At 68.3% G+C, this 14,622-nt stretch carries 12 protein-coding genes; 3 read left to right on the top strand and 9 right to left on the bottom strand.

Annotated features, from left to right (window positions below):
- Positions 1–55: 55 nt before the first annotated feature.
- Genes rfbA through ABD705_RS10565 form a run of 3 tightly spaced genes read left to right on the top strand, consistent with a single transcriptional unit; the run spans position 56 to position 3,369 of the window.
- The gene (rfbA, locus tag ABD705_RS10555) at positions 56–925 is read left to right on the top strand and encodes a glucose-1-phosphate thymidylyltransferase RfbA (protein ID WP_344783318.1); all 870 of its coding nucleotides are present in this window, start codon (positions 56–58) and stop codon (positions 923–925) included.
- Positions 926–1,921: a dTDP-glucose 4,6-dehydratase gene (rfbB, locus tag ABD705_RS10560; RefSeq protein WP_344783320.1), complete on the top strand. Its 996-nt coding sequence runs from the start codon at positions 926–928 to the stop codon at positions 1,919–1,921.
- Positions 1,918–3,369 carry a sugar nucleotide-binding protein gene (locus ABD705_RS10565; protein ID WP_425562069.1) on the top strand — a complete coding sequence of 484 codons (1,452 nt, stop codon included), beginning with the start codon at positions 1,918–1,920 and terminating at the stop codon, positions 3,367–3,369. The genes rfbB and ABD705_RS10565 overlap by 4 nt, the downstream gene beginning before the upstream one ends.
- Here the strand turns inward: ABD705_RS10565 and ABD705_RS10570 are convergent.
- The 9 genes from ABD705_RS10570 to ABD705_RS10610 form a co-directional block, all read right to left on the bottom strand.
- On the bottom strand, positions 3,323–5,461 hold the full coding sequence (locus ABD705_RS10570) for an acyltransferase family protein (RefSeq protein ID WP_344783324.1): 2,139 nt from the start codon (positions 5,459–5,461) through the stop codon (positions 3,323–3,325). The two genes, ABD705_RS10565 and ABD705_RS10570, sit on opposite strands and share 47 nt — an antisense overlap.
- 81 nt (positions 5,462–5,542) lie before the next feature.
- Entirely contained in the window at positions 5,543–6,292 is a 750-nt protein-coding gene (locus ABD705_RS10575) for an ABC transporter ATP-binding protein (RefSeq protein ID WP_344783326.1), read from the bottom strand.
- A complete protein-coding gene (locus tag ABD705_RS10580; RefSeq protein WP_344783328.1) occupies positions 6,292–7,167 on the bottom strand; it encodes an ABC transporter permease in 876 nt (291 codons plus the stop codon). The genes ABD705_RS10575 and ABD705_RS10580 overlap by 1 nt, the downstream gene beginning before the upstream one ends.
- A 112-nt stretch (positions 7,168–7,279) precedes the next feature.
- The gene (locus ABD705_RS10585; protein WP_344783330.1) at positions 7,280–9,349 is read right to left on the bottom strand and encodes an FG-GAP-like repeat-containing protein; all 2,070 of its coding nucleotides are present in this window, start codon (positions 9,347–9,349) and stop codon (positions 7,280–7,282) included.
- 228 nt (positions 9,350–9,577) lie between these two features.
- Positions 9,578–10,699, bottom strand: a complete 1,122-nt coding sequence (locus ABD705_RS10590; RefSeq protein WP_344783332.1) for a glycosyltransferase — start codon at positions 10,697–10,699, stop codon at positions 9,578–9,580.
- Positions 10,700–10,704: 5 nt separating this feature from the next.
- The gene (locus tag ABD705_RS10595; protein ID WP_425562070.1) at positions 10,705–12,162 is read right to left on the bottom strand and encodes an LCP family protein; all 1,458 of its coding nucleotides are present in this window, start codon (positions 12,160–12,162) and stop codon (positions 10,705–10,707) included.
- The gene (gene purE, locus ABD705_RS10600) at positions 12,159–12,626 is read right to left on the bottom strand and encodes a 5-(carboxyamino)imidazole ribonucleotide mutase (protein ID WP_344783534.1); all 468 of its coding nucleotides are present in this window, start codon (positions 12,624–12,626) and stop codon (positions 12,159–12,161) included. Before purE ends, ABD705_RS10595 begins: the two co-directional genes overlap by 4 nt.
- Positions 12,627–12,784: 158 nt before the next feature.
- Entirely contained in the window at positions 12,785–13,921 is a 1,137-nt protein-coding gene (locus ABD705_RS10605; RefSeq protein ID WP_344783334.1) for a 5-(carboxyamino)imidazole ribonucleotide synthase, read from the bottom strand.
- An 80-nt stretch (positions 13,922–14,001) separates the two neighbouring features.
- Complete coding sequence (locus tag ABD705_RS10610) at positions 14,002–14,556, bottom strand: PH domain-containing protein (RefSeq protein WP_344783336.1); 555 nt, start codon at positions 14,554–14,556, stop codon at positions 14,002–14,004.
- Positions 14,557–14,622 lie beyond the last annotated feature (66 nt).

Below are 14,622 nucleotides of genomic sequence, written 5' to 3' on the forward strand. Positions count from 1 at the left end.
ATCAGCCGAGCCGGGGTTTCACCGCACCCATGCGGACCTCTGCGAGGATGGTGGTGTGAAGGGCATCATTTTGGCGGGTGGGTCGGGGACCCGGTTGCATCCGATCACGTTGGGTGTGTCGAAGCAGCTGGTGCCGGTGTACGACAAGCCGATGGTGTACTACCCGCTGTCGACGCTGATGCTCGCCGGCATCCGCGACATCCTGGTGATCACGACCCCGCACGACGCACCGTTCTTCCAGCGGCTGCTCGGTGACGGGTCGCAGTTCGGCATCTCGCTGACCTTCGCGCAGCAGCCCTCCCCGGACGGCCTGGCGCAGGCGTTCACGATCGGGGCGGACTTCATCGGCGACGACAAGGTCGCCCTGGTCCTGGGCGACAACCTGCTGTACGGGCCGGGCCTGGGCGGCCAGTTGCAGCGGTTCGCCGACATCGACGGCGGCGCGGTGTTCGCGTACTGGGTCGCCGAGCCGCAGGCATACGGCGTGGTCTCCTTCGACGGGCACGGCCAGGCGGTCTCGCTGGAGGAGAAGCCGGCACAGCCCAAGAGCAACTACGCGGTGCCCGGCCTGTACTTCTACGACAACGACGTGATCGCCATCGCCCGGGGCCTTACCCCCAGCGCGCGCGGCGAGTACGAGATCACCGACGTGAACCGCGCCTACCTGGACCGAGGCAAACTGCAGGTGCAGGTGCTGCCCCGCGGCACCGCGTGGCTGGACACCGGCACGTTCGACCAGATGAGCGACGCCGGCGACTACGTGCGCACCATGGAGCGGCGCACCGGCATGAAGATCGGCTGCCCCGAAGAGATCGGCTGGCGGCAGGGCTTCCTCACCGACGACGAGTTGCGCACCCGCGGGCAGAGCCTGATCAAATCCGGGTACGGCACCTATCTGCTGGACATTCTCGAGCGAGGACACTGAATGCGGCTACTGGTCACCGGCGGCGCCGGCTTCATCGGCTCGAACTTCGTCCACCACGTGCTCGCGCACACCGACGACCACGTCACCGTGCTGGACAAGCTCACCTATGCCGGCAACCGGGCGTCGCTGGCCGGGTTGCCAGAGGACCGGCTCACGTTCGTGCACGGCGACATCACCGACGCGCCGCTGGTCGATGAGCTGTTCGGGCAGGTCGATGCCGTCGTGCACTATGCCGCCGAGTCGCACAACGACAATTCGCTGCACGACCCGAGGCCGTTCCTGGATAGCAACATCGTCGGCACCTATACGCTGCTGGAGGCCGCCCGCCGGCACGGCACCCGGCTGCACCACATCTCCACCGACGAGGTCTACGGCGACCTCCAGCTGGACGACCCGGCCCGGTTCACCGAGCACACCCCGTACAACCCGTCCTCGCCGTACTCGTCGACCAAGGCCGGCTCCGATCTGCTGGTGCGCGCCTGGGTGCGCTCGTTCAAAGTCGCGGCGACCATCAGCAACTGCTCGAACAACTACGGCCCGTACCAGCACGTGGAGAAGTTCATCCCCCGGCAGATCACCAACGTGATCCGCGGCATCCGCCCCAAGCTCTATGGTGCGGGACTGAATGTGCGCGACTGGATTCACGCCGACGACCACTCCTCGGCCGTGCTGACCATCCTCGAGAAGGGCCGGATCGGGCAGACCTACCTGATCGGCGCCGACGGCGAGAAGAACAACCGCTCGGTGATCGAGCTGATCCTGACCCAGATGGGGCAGGATGCCGACGCCTATGACCACGTCACCGACCGGCCCGGGCACGACCTGCGCTACGCGATCGACTCCACGAAACTGCGCACCGAGCTGGGCTGGCGGCCCCGCTACCGCGACTTCGAGGCGGGCCTTGCCGCCACGATCGACTGGTACCGGCGCAACGAACCCTGGTGGGCGCCGGCCAAGGACGCCACCGAGGCCTTCTACGCACGTCAAGGGCAATGATGACCGCGTATGGCACACCGCTGACGGCCGCCCCCACGCCGATCCCGGGGCTGACCGTGTGGGAGCTGCCGGTGCACGGCGACAGCCGCGGCTGGTTCAAGGAGAACTGGCAGCGCGAGAAGATGACCGCCGCGGGGCTGCCCGACTTCGGCCCGGTGCAGAACAACATCTCGTTCAACGACGCGGTCGGCACCACCCGCGGCATCCACGCCGAGCCATGGGACAAGTTCGTCTCCGTCGCCACCGGCCGCATCTTCGGCGCGTGGGTCGACCTGCGCGAGGGACCGAGCTTCGGCGCCGTCTACACCTGCGAGCTCGACCCGTCCCGCGCCGTGTTCGTGCCCCGCGGCGTCGGCAACGCCTACCAGACCCTGGAGCCCGACACCGCTTACGCGTACCTGGTCAACGACCACTGGTCCGCCGACGCCGCCTACACGTTCCTGAACCTCGCCGACGAGACCGTGGCGATCGCGTGGCCGATCCCCCTGGACCAGGCGGAGCTGTCCGCGAAGGACGCCGCCCACCCGCGGCTGGCACAGGTCGCCCCGGTGCCGCCGCGCAAGACCCTCATCCTCGGCGCCGGCGGGCAGCTGGGCCGCGCGCTGCGCGACGCGCTCGGCGAGCGCCCCCACATCGAGTACGCGACCCGCAGCCAGCTCGATCTCGCCGACCCGGACCTGCCTACCGCCCGGCGCTGGGGCGACTACGACACCATCATCAACGCCGCCGCCCACACCGCCGTCGACGCCGCCGAGACGGCGGCTGGCCGCCGCGACGCCTGGGCGGCCAACGTCACCGGCGTGGCCGCGCTCGCGCGCATCGCCGCCGAGCACCGGCTGACCCTGGTGCACGTCTCCAGCGACTACGTCTTCGACGGCACCCTGGACCGTCCCTACCGCGAAGACGACCCGGTGTGCCCGCTGGGCGTCTACGGCCAGACCAAGGCCGCCGGCGATGCGCTGGCGGCACTCGCGCCCCGCCACTACATCGTCCGCACCTCCTGGGTGATCGGCGACGGCAGCAATTTCGTGCGCACCATGACCGGCCTCGCCGCCCGCGGCATCGACCCGCGCGTGGTCGACGACCAGATCGGACGCCTGACCTTCGCCGACGACCTGGCCCGCGGCATCCACCACCTGCTCACCACCCGGGCCGCATACGGCATCTACAACCTCACCGGCACCGGCGAGCCCACCAGCTGGGCCGACATCGCACGCCGCGTGTTCGAACTCACCGGCCACGACCCGGCACGGGTGACCGGAGTCTCGACCGACGACTACTACGCGTCCGCGACCACGCCCATCGCACCCCGCCCGCACAACAGCGTGCTCGAGACCGGCAAGATCGAAGCAACCGGCATCACGATGCGGAGCACGTTCGAGTCGCTCGCGGCGTACGTGGTCACCGCTTCGCCGACCTCGCAAGAAGTGCATCTGCCGCCGACTTGATGTCCGGCGCGAGCGATGTGGCGAACGTCGCGGACATGTGTCCGCGGTCGAAATAGACGATGACGCCGCCGAGCACCGAATAGCAGGTGCCCTTGGCGCAGATGCGACTGGTCTCATCAAGCACGGACAGGTTCGGTGCTGAGATCGCTTCTGCTGCGGCTGCGAGCGGGTCGACCTGCTTGCGCGCATCGGTTCCGTCGCACGCCGACAGATCCTTGAGATGCGTGGCGACGCAATCGGGCACGTTCCGCAACTCGGTCGCATACGGAGTATCGCGCAGCACCAGCACAGGTGTGCCGGTGCGCAACCACTCATCCAGTACCCGGGTGTACGATTCCTGCGCCGCCGCGAACGTCTGAGCCTCGGTCATGCCCGGCATCGGCTGCGCAGTCCGGTTCGAGAACACGACCAGATCGTATCCACTGTGCTGGACGTCGGTGATCACCTTGTCGTTCCAGTCAGAGCAGTTCTTCATCTTCTGAGCACTCGGGAACTGGATGGGCCGATCGACCGTGTAGCACTCCGAGATCAGGTAGGTCGTGATACTCCAGTTCTCCTTCTTCGCGATCTGCTGCAAGGGCGGCAGCCATTGCCCCGCATGCGAGTTGCCGACGAGCGCGACCTTCTTCGCGTCCGGCAGATCGCTGCCATAGTGACAGGTCTTCTGATCGCTGAAATCACCGAGTACCCAGCACCCGTCCTTGTACGGCGCGGGCTGATCGGCAGCCGCGAACACGGGGTCGGTGAGCAGACTCTTGCCATGCGGCGTGCACGCGTTGGCGTTGACAAGCGCCCGAGAACCGAAGCACGAAGCCGGATCGTTGAGCTCCGTGTCGAGCTGCGACTGAGCCGCCGCGGCGCGCATATTGACGAACCCGACGACCCCGCCGGCAGCGAGCACGAAGGCCAGCATGCCGACCGCAGCGAACAGGAATGAACGACGCAGCGGGACGCCCAGCGGCCTGCGGCCGCGCAGCCGGTCTTCGACGAGCACCTTGGTCAGCCACGCCAGAAAGAACACCACAATGATCGTGATCAGCTTGCCGTTCCGGTGCAGCGCATGCCCGAGCGCATAGGGGAGCATCACCAGGGCAGCCCAGTGCCACAGATACATGCTGTACGACGAGTCTCCGACGATCTGCACCGGCCGCCACGCCATCACCCGCAGCGGGGAGAGTGCGCCCCTGCCGATCCCGGCCACCAGCACGAGCGCGGTGCCCACCACCGGCAGGGCCGCCGTGTAGCTGGGGAACGGCATTGCTCCCGTGAAGGAGAACGCCGCGACCGCGATCATCACCAAGCCGACATAGGCGACGACGACACGTGCTGCGTGGCTTTCCCCCACACGTTGCTGCACCCAGGGGAACAGGCACGCGCCGAGCCCGCCCAGACCCAGCTCCCATGCTCGTGTCCAGGACACGAAATAGGCGGCCGCGGGGTCGGTGATGGTGATCACGACAGACGCGATCAGCGAGGCGACCACGATCACGAAGATCGCGACGCCGACCGCCTGCCGCTCTGTGCGCCGCCGGTGACGGCGCACGAGCCAGATTGCGATCAGGACGACGACGGGCCAGACCAGGTAGAACTGCTCTTCCACGGACAGCGACCAGAAGTGCTGCACTGGGCTGGGCGCGTTGTCCACGGCCAGATAGTCGACGGCCTGCCCGGCGAGGAACCAGTTCTGCACATAGAGCGCCGACGCCGCGATCTCCTTGCTGATGCCCGACCAGATGGTCTGCGGCGCCCACAACAGCATTGCGACCAGCGTCGCGAGCAGCACGAGGAACGAGGCCGGCAGCAGTCGCCGGATGCGCCGCCCCCAGAAGTCCGCCAGCATCCGTGGCGACTGCGGCGGCTTGGACAAGAGGTGCCCGGTGATCAGGAATCCGGAGATCACGAAGAACACATCGACGCCGATGAAGCCGCCGGGCACCGTCCCCGGGAAGAAGTGGTAGGCGACCACGAGAAGCACCGCTATCGCGCGCAGCGCCTGGATGTCGGCCCGTATCACCGTGCGCTGCGGGCCGGCCTGGCCCGGGCTCGATGAGGCCGGTGCCTCTCCTACAGCGGGCTTTACGGAAACAGGCACTGTCGGAGCTTAGCCGAGGGTGCTGAGCGGTTGCTCTCAGGCTTTGACCAGCCCTGGCACCCGACAGACACCGCCCAGCTCCTACTTCTGTTCCAGCACCTCGAGTGCCGCATCGATCGCCCCATCGAAGATGACCTCGCCCTTGCGGATGACGATGCCGCGGGTGCAGAGCTCTTTCACCTGGCCGGCGCTGTGGCTGACGATCATCATCGTGATGCCCTCCTGTGCCATCTCTTTGAGCTTCGCGTTGCACTTGGCGCGGAACGGCGCATCCCCGACGGAGAGCACCTCATCCACCAGCAGCACGTCGAGTTCGACATGGATCGCGACGCTGAATGCGAGCCGCATGAACATGCCCGACGAGTAGTGCTTCACCTCTTGGTCGATGAACTCGCCGATACCGCTGAACTCGACGATCTCGTCGAAGCGATCTTTGGTCTCTTTCTCGCTCATGCCGAGGATGGCCGCGTTCAGGAAGACATTCTCCCGGCCGGTGAGGTCAGGATGAAAGCCGGCGCCGACCTCGATCAGCCCCGCCACCCGGCCCCGGGTGAGCACTTCGCCACCATCGGGCTGCATGACTCCCGACACCATCTTCAAGGTCGTGGACTTGCCCGATCCGTTGAGTCCCATCACGGCGACAGACTCGCCCTCGGCGATGGAGAACGATACATCTTTGAGTGCCTGAAACTGCTGGCTGCGGACCGGTTCGCGCTTCACCCAGTTGATGAAGGTTTCCTTGAACGAACGCGTTGAGCGCTTGTTGAACCACTTCGACACGTGGTTCAGGACGATGGCCGGCTGAGCCGTCGCCGACGTGGGACGTGTCATCAGAGGTCCTGCGCAAATGTTCGCTCGAAGCGGCGGAACACGAACTGCCCGATCAGCGTGACCACCACGATTCCGCCTACCGCGGCGATCGCATGCCAACCGAAGTCCGGATCCCATCCGATCCGGGCCGCCGGCGCGACGACGGGCGACCACATCGCCTCATGGAACAACTCGACCGCGACGGTGATCGGGTTGCTCATGAAGATGTGGAATATCCAGGGGAACCGGTGGCTGTGGTCATACACCATGACCCACGTGTACATGATCGGCGATGACCATGTGGCGACGGTGCGGATGATCTCGATGAAGTTCTGCGCATCGCGGAACCGCACGTTGATCGCCGCGAACAACAGTCCGACGCCGAGAACGAAGGTGGTCACGATCGCGAGTCCCGCCAGCACCAGTCCGACCGATGCGAAAGACGGGACCCATCCGAACAGCAGACACACGATCAGCAGCACCGCCAACTGCGGCAGAAAGTGCACGAATGAGCCCACGACCGCTGAAATCGGGAAGAGCTCCCGAGGCAAGTAGATCTTGCGCACGAGCGCCTTGTTGTCCACGATCGAGCGCGTGGTGGAGCCGATCGCCTCGTTGAACAGGTTCACCACGACCAGCCCGGAGAACAGATAGATCGGATATGCCTCGACCCTGCCGTGCATGTCGAGGATCTGTCCCATGACCAGGAAGTACACAAGAAACTGCACGGTGGGCCGCACGTACGACCAGAGCCAGCCGAGCACCGAGTTGCGATATCGCAATGACGTGGTCTTGCCGATGAGCAGCCGCAGCAGATAGCGATAGCGGAAGACGTCGAGCAGGCCTCTGCCGCGCCCGGGCGTGTCGAAGGCGCTCTTGTCGAGTGTTGATGTCACGGGTTTCTTCGTCCTAGCGGCCGCGCGCGTCCGCATTCGGGCCACCCGCAATCCTACTGGATCGCTGGCTGAATACCGCCTGGCATGGGGCTGCTCGGTGCGCGCCCCGGACTCAGGCGATCCACCTGATGGAGGACCATCCGTACCCCACCTTGCGCTTGCTCAACCAGCCTCCCTTGCCGTTGCCGGGATACAGCAGCAGATCGCCGCCCGGGGTGCGGGCGAGCACGTCGGTGTTACCGTCGCCGTCGAAGTCCCCGGGGCTGAGCAGCGCGGTCATGGAGGACCATCCCGTACCGATCTTGCGGGCCGGATACCACTGGCCGGAGCCCGTCATGCGATAGAGCCACAGGCTTCCATCCGACCGACGCGCCATGATGTCCGGGTGACCGTCGCCGTCGAAGTCCGTCGTCACGAACAGGGATGTGAACGACTTCCAGCCATTCCCGATGATCTTGCCCCAACCCGGCTTCCAGCGCCCCGCGCCGTCACCGCGATACAGCAGCAGGTATCCGGCAGAGTTGCGGACGATGACATCCATAGCACCGTCACCGTCGAAGTCGACGCCGCCCAAGACCGCCGTGAACCCGCCCCATCCCGTGCCGATGCGCACCGGAGCCGCGAATCCGCCCGCACCGTTGCCGCGGTACAGCCAGAAGGATCCATCCGAGCCGATGGTTCCGACATCCGGATGCTTGTCGCCGTCGAAGTCACCGAGCGTGATCGGAGCACCCCCCTTCCAGTTCGTGATGGGGGTCGTCGCCGGGTACCACGCCCCGCGCCCGTTGCCGGGGTAGATCTTCAGCCTTCCATCGGTGATCGCGACCACGTCGCGCGCCCCATCACCCGTGAGATCGCCGACTCCGGCGGAGCGCGGCCCTGAGGCGGGACTCGGCGCCGCCGTCTGGAGCGCGAGATAGTCGCTGTGCGCCCACAGCTGCTTGCCGCCGACACTCAGTCGCCACCAGGCTCCATATGTGCCGGTGCGGGCATATGTCTGCCCCTTCGAGATGGTCTGCATGCCGGTAGAGCAGTCGGTGCTCGGTGCCGTGCGCGCGTTGAGTGACGACACCGTGACGACCGCTGTCCCCGACGCGCTCGTGACCACCGCCGGCACCGCACAGCCGACCACGGCCGGCTCTCCGCCGGATGTGCTGTCGATCGTCAGATAGGTACTGACCACCCATGCCGTTGCACCGCCGAATGTGATCCGTGACCATGCGCCATAGACACCGGTCACCGTGACCGCGGTGCCCTCGGCCAGGCTGCGGATGCCCGTGCTGCACAGGGTCGTCGGAGCAGTGCGCGCGTTCAGCGCCGACACATCCACGGTCGCCGTCGCGGTGCGGGTGGAGACATCCGCCTCGGCCGGCACCGTGCACGCGGCGATCTGCGCCGGCGCACCCTTGGCTGCGGATGCGTCGGGCGCGAACCACGCCACGTAGTAGTTGTAGAAGTTGCGGTTGCCGTAGGTCGAGCAGCTGTCGCCGGTGCCCCAGCCCGCGGCAAGGGCCGCGATGTTGGGTCGGTACGGCGTGTAGTTGTAGAGGTTGGCGGTGGCCTGGTTCTTGATGAACACCTTCGACGAACCGCACGAGGTGGGCACATCCCACTGGATCGTGTTGTACTGATTCGCGCGATATCTGAACGACGTCGGGTATTTCGTGTAGATCTGCATCTGTCGCGAGCCCAGATACACCTGGTTCCAGAATCCGGCGGCGGCCGCCGAGCAGCCGGTCGGGGTGTCGGGGCAGGACTGGCCCATCGCGTGCTCGAAGTTCCAGTCGCTGGGCTTGCTCGAGGTGACCAGGCCCTGCTCCTTCTGCAGCATCACCAGGATGACCTTCGGGTTGATGCCGCAGGCGGTGGCGGCGCGGTAGATCATCCGCGCGGCCGTGGCGGTGGTCTCCCCTGCGATCGCCTTGCAGTAGCTGTCGGCCGAACGTGCCGTCAGCTGACCCCGATAGCCTTTCAGGCACGTCGCACCGCTCGCGCAGGTCGTGACCTTGCTGTTGAGGAAAGTTTGGATCTGCGCCTCGGTCATCGAGCCCGAGCTGTAGAATTCAGCGTCCGAGATGATGTAGCCGCCATCGAGGATCGTGCCGGGCAACTCGGCCGCAGCGGCCTTGGGCGCGGGGGCGACGGCGGTGAGCAACGCAGCGGCCATGAGGGCCGTGAGCATGAACACAAGCCATCGCCAGCGCGCGGACAGAACAGACCGGTGGCGAACAAGCATGGGACTATTGTGTCTGATGTTATTGGTGATTACCACCGCCGACCCCAAATCAGTCGCACGACACGCCGAAATCGCCAGGCTCTCAGGTGTGTCCGAGGGCTCAGGTCACCGATGATCACCGGCGCGCACGCGCTCACCCGGTGCCATGTCGCCTCGCTGCGCCGGCCCGGACCGTCACAGATCGGCGTGCAGCTGCCACACCCGCTCGGCGGCGGCGCGCCAGGAGAACGCCCGGCCACGGTCGCCCGCCAGCACACCGAGACGCTCGAGCTGGGCGGGGGACGTCAGCGCCTCGGCGACCGCATCGCCCAGGGCCGTGACATCCTCGCTATCATCGCCGTCGGCACCGACGACGCGGCCGCCGTCCAGCACGACTTCGCGGTGGTCCGCCGAGGCCGCTGCGATCACCGGGACGCCCAGAGCGAGCGCCTCGAGCACCCGCCAGGGGAACCCGGCGCGCCGGCTGGGCGCGAGCACGAGCACCGCGGCGTCCAGGACCGAGGCACGGTCGGCCGCGTCCAGCTCGGCGCGCACGTGCACGCGGTCGGCCGCGATGCCGGCGGCCTCGGCCAGATCGGCGATGCCCGGCTCCTGCCCGTCCCCGGCGTCGATCACCACGATCGGCAGGTCGGTGCCGGCGGCGGCCAGCGCCGCGAACCCCGTCGCCAGCGCGGAGGAGGGCGCGGCATCCCCCACCAGTACGACGGCCGCTTCGGGCAGCGCGAGCGTGCGGCGGCGCCCCACGGCATCCCCCGGCACGGCCAGCCCCGCCGGCGGGGCGCCCGAGATGACGCGCACCCGCCCGCCCAGTTCGACGAAGTCGGCGAGCCGCTGCGCCATCGCATGCGTGGGCACGACCACGGCATCGGCATGCTTGCGCGCGCGCTTGAGCATCGCCTTGAACCAGGCCTGGGCAGGACGGCTGAACTCCTCCGGATGCTCCCACGGGCGCAGGTCCCACAGCGTGACGACGGTCTGGTCATGGTCGTTGGCACGGTCGTGGCGCACGAGCGGCGCGAGCAGCGTCGGCGAGTGGATCAGCCCGCCACCGGTGCCGGCGGTCACGCCCAGCTGCCAGGCCGCGGCCAGTTCCCGCCGCCCCATGCCCATCCGCCGTACCTCGGCCAGACCCGGCACGTCGAACTCGTCGGATCCGGCGGGGATGATCGCGCCCACGTCGCAGCCCGTCGGGGCGGACCGCACCAGAGCGGCGGCCAGCTCACGCGAAGCCATCGCCAGGTCGGGGTCGGTCTCGGTCACGAGCTGGTCGAGGACGACCCGCAACAGCACGCTCACGCTGCTCACCCCTTCGGCGACGCGCTCGGTGTCGGCGGATGCAGGGCCTTCTCCACGAGGTCATGCACGTAGCCGAGATCGGGCGCGGTCTGATTCACGTTCTCGGCCGGCGTCAACTCCAGCGTAGTGACCTTGTGACCCTTCGCCTTGATCGCCAGGTCGGTGAAGTATCCGAGCATCGACGACGGGACGTCGGTCTTGACCAGGTGCTCCCCCGCTCTCGCGATGTCTTCGAACCGACTCAGCACGGTCGCCGGGGTGAACTGCTTAAGGATCGCCTCCTGCAGCTGACGCTGCCGCTTCATGCGGTCCCAGTCGCTGGTGGTCTTGCGGCTGCGCGCGTACCACTGGGCGGTCGTGCCGTCCATGCGCTGCGGGCCCGTCTCGATCCAGCCGGTGGCCCACTTGTCGACCGGTTCGCCCTCGTACCGCGGCCCACCGCCTTCGGGCAGGCGCTCGGTCACCGTGATCTGAACGCCGCCGAGCGCGTCCACGAGGGCTGCGAACCCGGCCATGTCGATGAACGCGTAGTACGGGATCTTCACGCCCAGCAGCCCTTCCGCGGCGTCCTTGGTCGCCTCCACCCCCGGCGTCGACCCCTGGGACAGGGCATCCGGATAGATCCGGCTGCCGTCGCGGCACACATCCAGCTCGGTGTTGAGCTGGTTGATCGCCGCGGTCCAGCCGCAGGTGGGGCTGGAGTGCCCCGTGTGCAGGCCGGGGTACAGCGCGTGCATCGGGCTGTCCTTCGGGAACGGGAAGCCCTCGATATCGCGCGGGATGCCGGTGATGACCACGCGTCCGGTGTCGGCGTTCACCGACACGACCGAGATGGAGTCGAACCGCATCGAATCCCGGCCCTTGCCGCTGTCGGCGCCCAGCAGCAGGATGTTGTAATACCCGTCGGACGGCGGCACACTCGCACCCGAGGCGGCGAAGATGCTGCCCAGGGCGTTGCGCGCGGCATCCGTCTTGCTCACCGCAGCGCCCGTGGTGACGCCGGCGACCACCAGCAGCACGACGGACAGCAGCGCGATGCCCATCCGTGCCACTGGCCCCGCCTTCACCAGTCGCACCAGGCGCAGCGTGTCGACGGTGAGCACGATCCACAGCAGCAGGTAGCCGACCAGCAGCACCTCGATCAGCAGCGAGACGATGAAGACCCGCCCGCCCCACGGCAGCGGGACGGAGCCGGTCACAATCGAGGCCAGCGTGCCCGGTGCGGCCAGCGCCAGCACGGCGGCCACGATCAGCAGCACCCACATCACGATCGTGGCGCCCAGCCCGACCCGGCCGAGCCGGCGGCTGCCGGCCAGCGCCTGCGCCGAGCCCGGGATGAGGAAGTTCAGCACGACCAGCCACCAGCCGCGGCGGGTCATCACCTGCACCGAGCCCGCGTCCGGATAACGGATCGGCTGCTCCTGGACGACGTGACCGCCGGCCAGATGTGCGACAGCGGTCACAGCGAGTCCTTCAGCCGCCGGTTCTTCTGCTCGACCTGACCCGCCAGGTCGGCCGCATACGCCTCGACCCGCTCGGCGATGGCCGCGTCGGCCGTGCCGAGGATGCGGGCTGCCAGCAGTCCGGCGTTGCGCGCACCGCCGATCGAGACGGTCGCGACCGGGATGCCGGCGGGCATCTGCACGATGCTCAGCAGCGAGTCCATCCCGTCGAGGGTGGCCAGCGGCACCGGGACGCCGATCACCGGCAGCACCGTGACCGAGGCCAGCATGCCCGGCAGGTGGGCTGCCCCGCCGGCGCCGGCGATGATGACCTTCAGCCCCCGTGCGCGCGCGCCGCGCCCGTAGGCGATCAGCTTGTCGGGGGTGCGATGGGCCGAGACGACCTCGACCTCGTGCGCAATGCCGAAATCGGTCAGCGCCTGCGACGCGTCGCTCATGACGCGCCAGTCCGAGTCGGAACCCATGACGACGCCGACCAGCGGGGATGCGGAGGAATGCAGCGGCTCGGTCACCCGTCAAGGCTAGGGCGCGAGGCTGGAAGAACCCCGCAACGGCGCGGCCCCACCCGGCGATCGTCGGGTCCGGTTCCGGGTGCGCTGACCGCCGCGGGGACGGCCCGGCGTCAGTCGGCGAAGAAGGCGGCGGCCGCGCGGGCGTCGTAGACGGCGTCGTCGAGATCGTCGCCGACGGCGTTCACGTGCCCGACCTTGCGCCCGGGGCGCGGTGCCTTGCCGTAGGTGTGGATCTTGACGGCGGGATGCTCCGCCATGACGGCGCCGAACCGCTCGTCGATGTCGCCGGCGGCGGGGCCGCCGAGGATGTTCACCATGACCGTGTACGGCTGCCGTGGCGACGGGTCGCCCAGCGGCAGGTCGAGCACGGCGCGCAAGTGCTGCTCGAACTGGTCGGTGACGGCGCCGTCCTGCGACCAGTGCCCGGAATTGTGCGGGCGCATCGCGAGCTCGTTGACGAGCACCCGCTCGTCGGTGGTCTCGAACAGCTCGACCGCCAGCATCCCGGTCACCGCCAGGCCGTTCGCGATCGTGGTGCCGACCATCGCGGCCACCTCGGCCAGTCGCGTGCTCAGCTGCGGTGCGGGGGCGATCACCTCTGCGCAGACACCATCGCGCTGGATGGTCTCGACGACCGGATAGGCGATGACGTCGCCGGAGGGGCGCCGTGCCACCTGCTGGGACAGTTCGCGGCGGAACTCGACGAGCTCTTCGACCAGAAGCTGGCCGCCGTGCGCGTCTTCGGCGAGCGCGGCGAACCAGTCCTCGGCCTCGGTCGCGGCACCCACCACGCGCACTCCCTTGCCGTCGTATCCGCCGCGGGGCGTCTTGACGACGGCACGGCCGCCGTGGGTGTCGAGGAAGTCCTGCAGGCCCGCGGCATCCGACACCGCGGCCCAGTCCGGCTGCGGCATGCCCAGCTCAGTCAGGCGGGCGCGCATCAGCAGCTTGTCCTGCGCGTACTGCAGCGCGTCGGGGCCGGGATGCACCGCGACGCCGGCGTCCACCAGCGCGCGCAGCACCGGCTGAGGCACGTGCTCATGGTCGAAGGTGACGACGTCGACCTCGCGCGCGAACGCGAGCACGGTCTCGGCATCGTGATAGTCGCCGACGGATGTCGCCGCCAGCGTCGCCGACATCCCCCCGGTCTCGGCGAGGACGCGCAGCTCGATGCCCAGCTCGACGGCCGGGGCGATCATCATCCGCGCCAGCTGGCCGCCACCCACAACTCCGACTCGCAGGGTCATCCCGTTCCTTCCGTCCGCTCCATTCTCGCGCACCGGCACGGCGGGCCCCGCCGAGGGGCGCGGCGTCAGCAGCGGGGGTGTCAGCCGGCGTCGCCGACCAGCGGGATCGAGGTGGCGTCGCGGTGGGCGAGGATCTGATTCACCTCGACCTGGTCGACCAGCGCCTCGTGCACCAGTTCGGCGTCGGGGACGTTGCGCAGCTTCAGCGGCGCGTCGACACCGTCCGAGAGGGTGAGGGTGCCGACCTGCCAGAGCCGGCCGAACAGGCCGCGGCGCAGCTGCACCGTGTAGCCGCGCACGTGCGAGAGCTGGGCGCGCCGCACCCGGAACACCCCGCGGCGCACCATGATGCGGCGGGTGGTCAGGGTGAAGATGTGCGACCACCAGGTCAGGAACGGCATCAGCACGAGCAGGAAGACGACGATGCCGGCGGCGGTCAGCAGCATCCAGTCCTCGAACGGGGCGGGGAGGTTGTGCCACAGGTAGCCGGTCGCGCCGGCGACGGCGATGAGGACCAGCGCCGACCAGAACAGGCGGCGCGCATGCGGCCGGAACCGCGCGATGCGCAACTCCGGTGTCGGCATGCCGGGTGCCGGCGTGAGCGGCCTGCCCCCGATGCTCGTCGGCTGGCTCATGCCTCTATTGTGGTCGGCTGCGGAGACATCGCGGCGATGGCGCGCTCGGCACCCCCGGATGTCGCC

The sequence above is a fragment of the Microbacterium kribbense genome (assembly GCF_039537285.1).
Taxonomy (GTDB): Bacteria; Actinomycetota; Actinomycetes; order Actinomycetales; family Microbacteriaceae; genus Microbacterium; species Microbacterium kribbense.

Excerpts from the sequence above, each read along its gene's own strand:
- rfbB (WP_344783320.1), top strand. The coding sequence starts at position 926 with ATGCGGCTACTGGTCACCGGCGGCGCCGGCTTCATCGGCTCGAACTTC.
- ABD705_RS10565 (WP_425562069.1), top strand. The coding sequence starts at position 1,918 with ATGATGACCGCGTATGGCACACCGCTGACGGCCGCCCCCACGCCGATC.
- ABD705_RS10575 (WP_344783326.1), bottom strand. The coding sequence starts at position 6,292 with ATGACACGTCCCACGTCGGCGACGGCTCAGCCGGCCATCGTCCTGAAC.
- ABD705_RS10585 (WP_344783330.1), bottom strand. The coding sequence starts at position 9,349 with ATGCTCACGGCCCTCATGGCCGCTGCGTTGCTCACCGCCGTCGCCCCC.
- purE (WP_344783534.1), bottom strand. The coding sequence starts at position 12,626 with ATGGGTTCCGACTCGGACTGGCGCGTCATGAGCGACGCGTCGCAGGCG.
- ABD705_RS10605 (WP_344783334.1), bottom strand. The coding sequence starts at position 13,921 with ATGACCCTGCGAGTCGGAGTTGTGGGTGGCGGCCAGCTGGCGCGGATG.
- ABD705_RS10610 (WP_344783336.1), bottom strand. The coding sequence starts at position 14,556 with ATGAGCCAGCCGACGAGCATCGGGGGCAGGCCGCTCACGCCGGCACCC.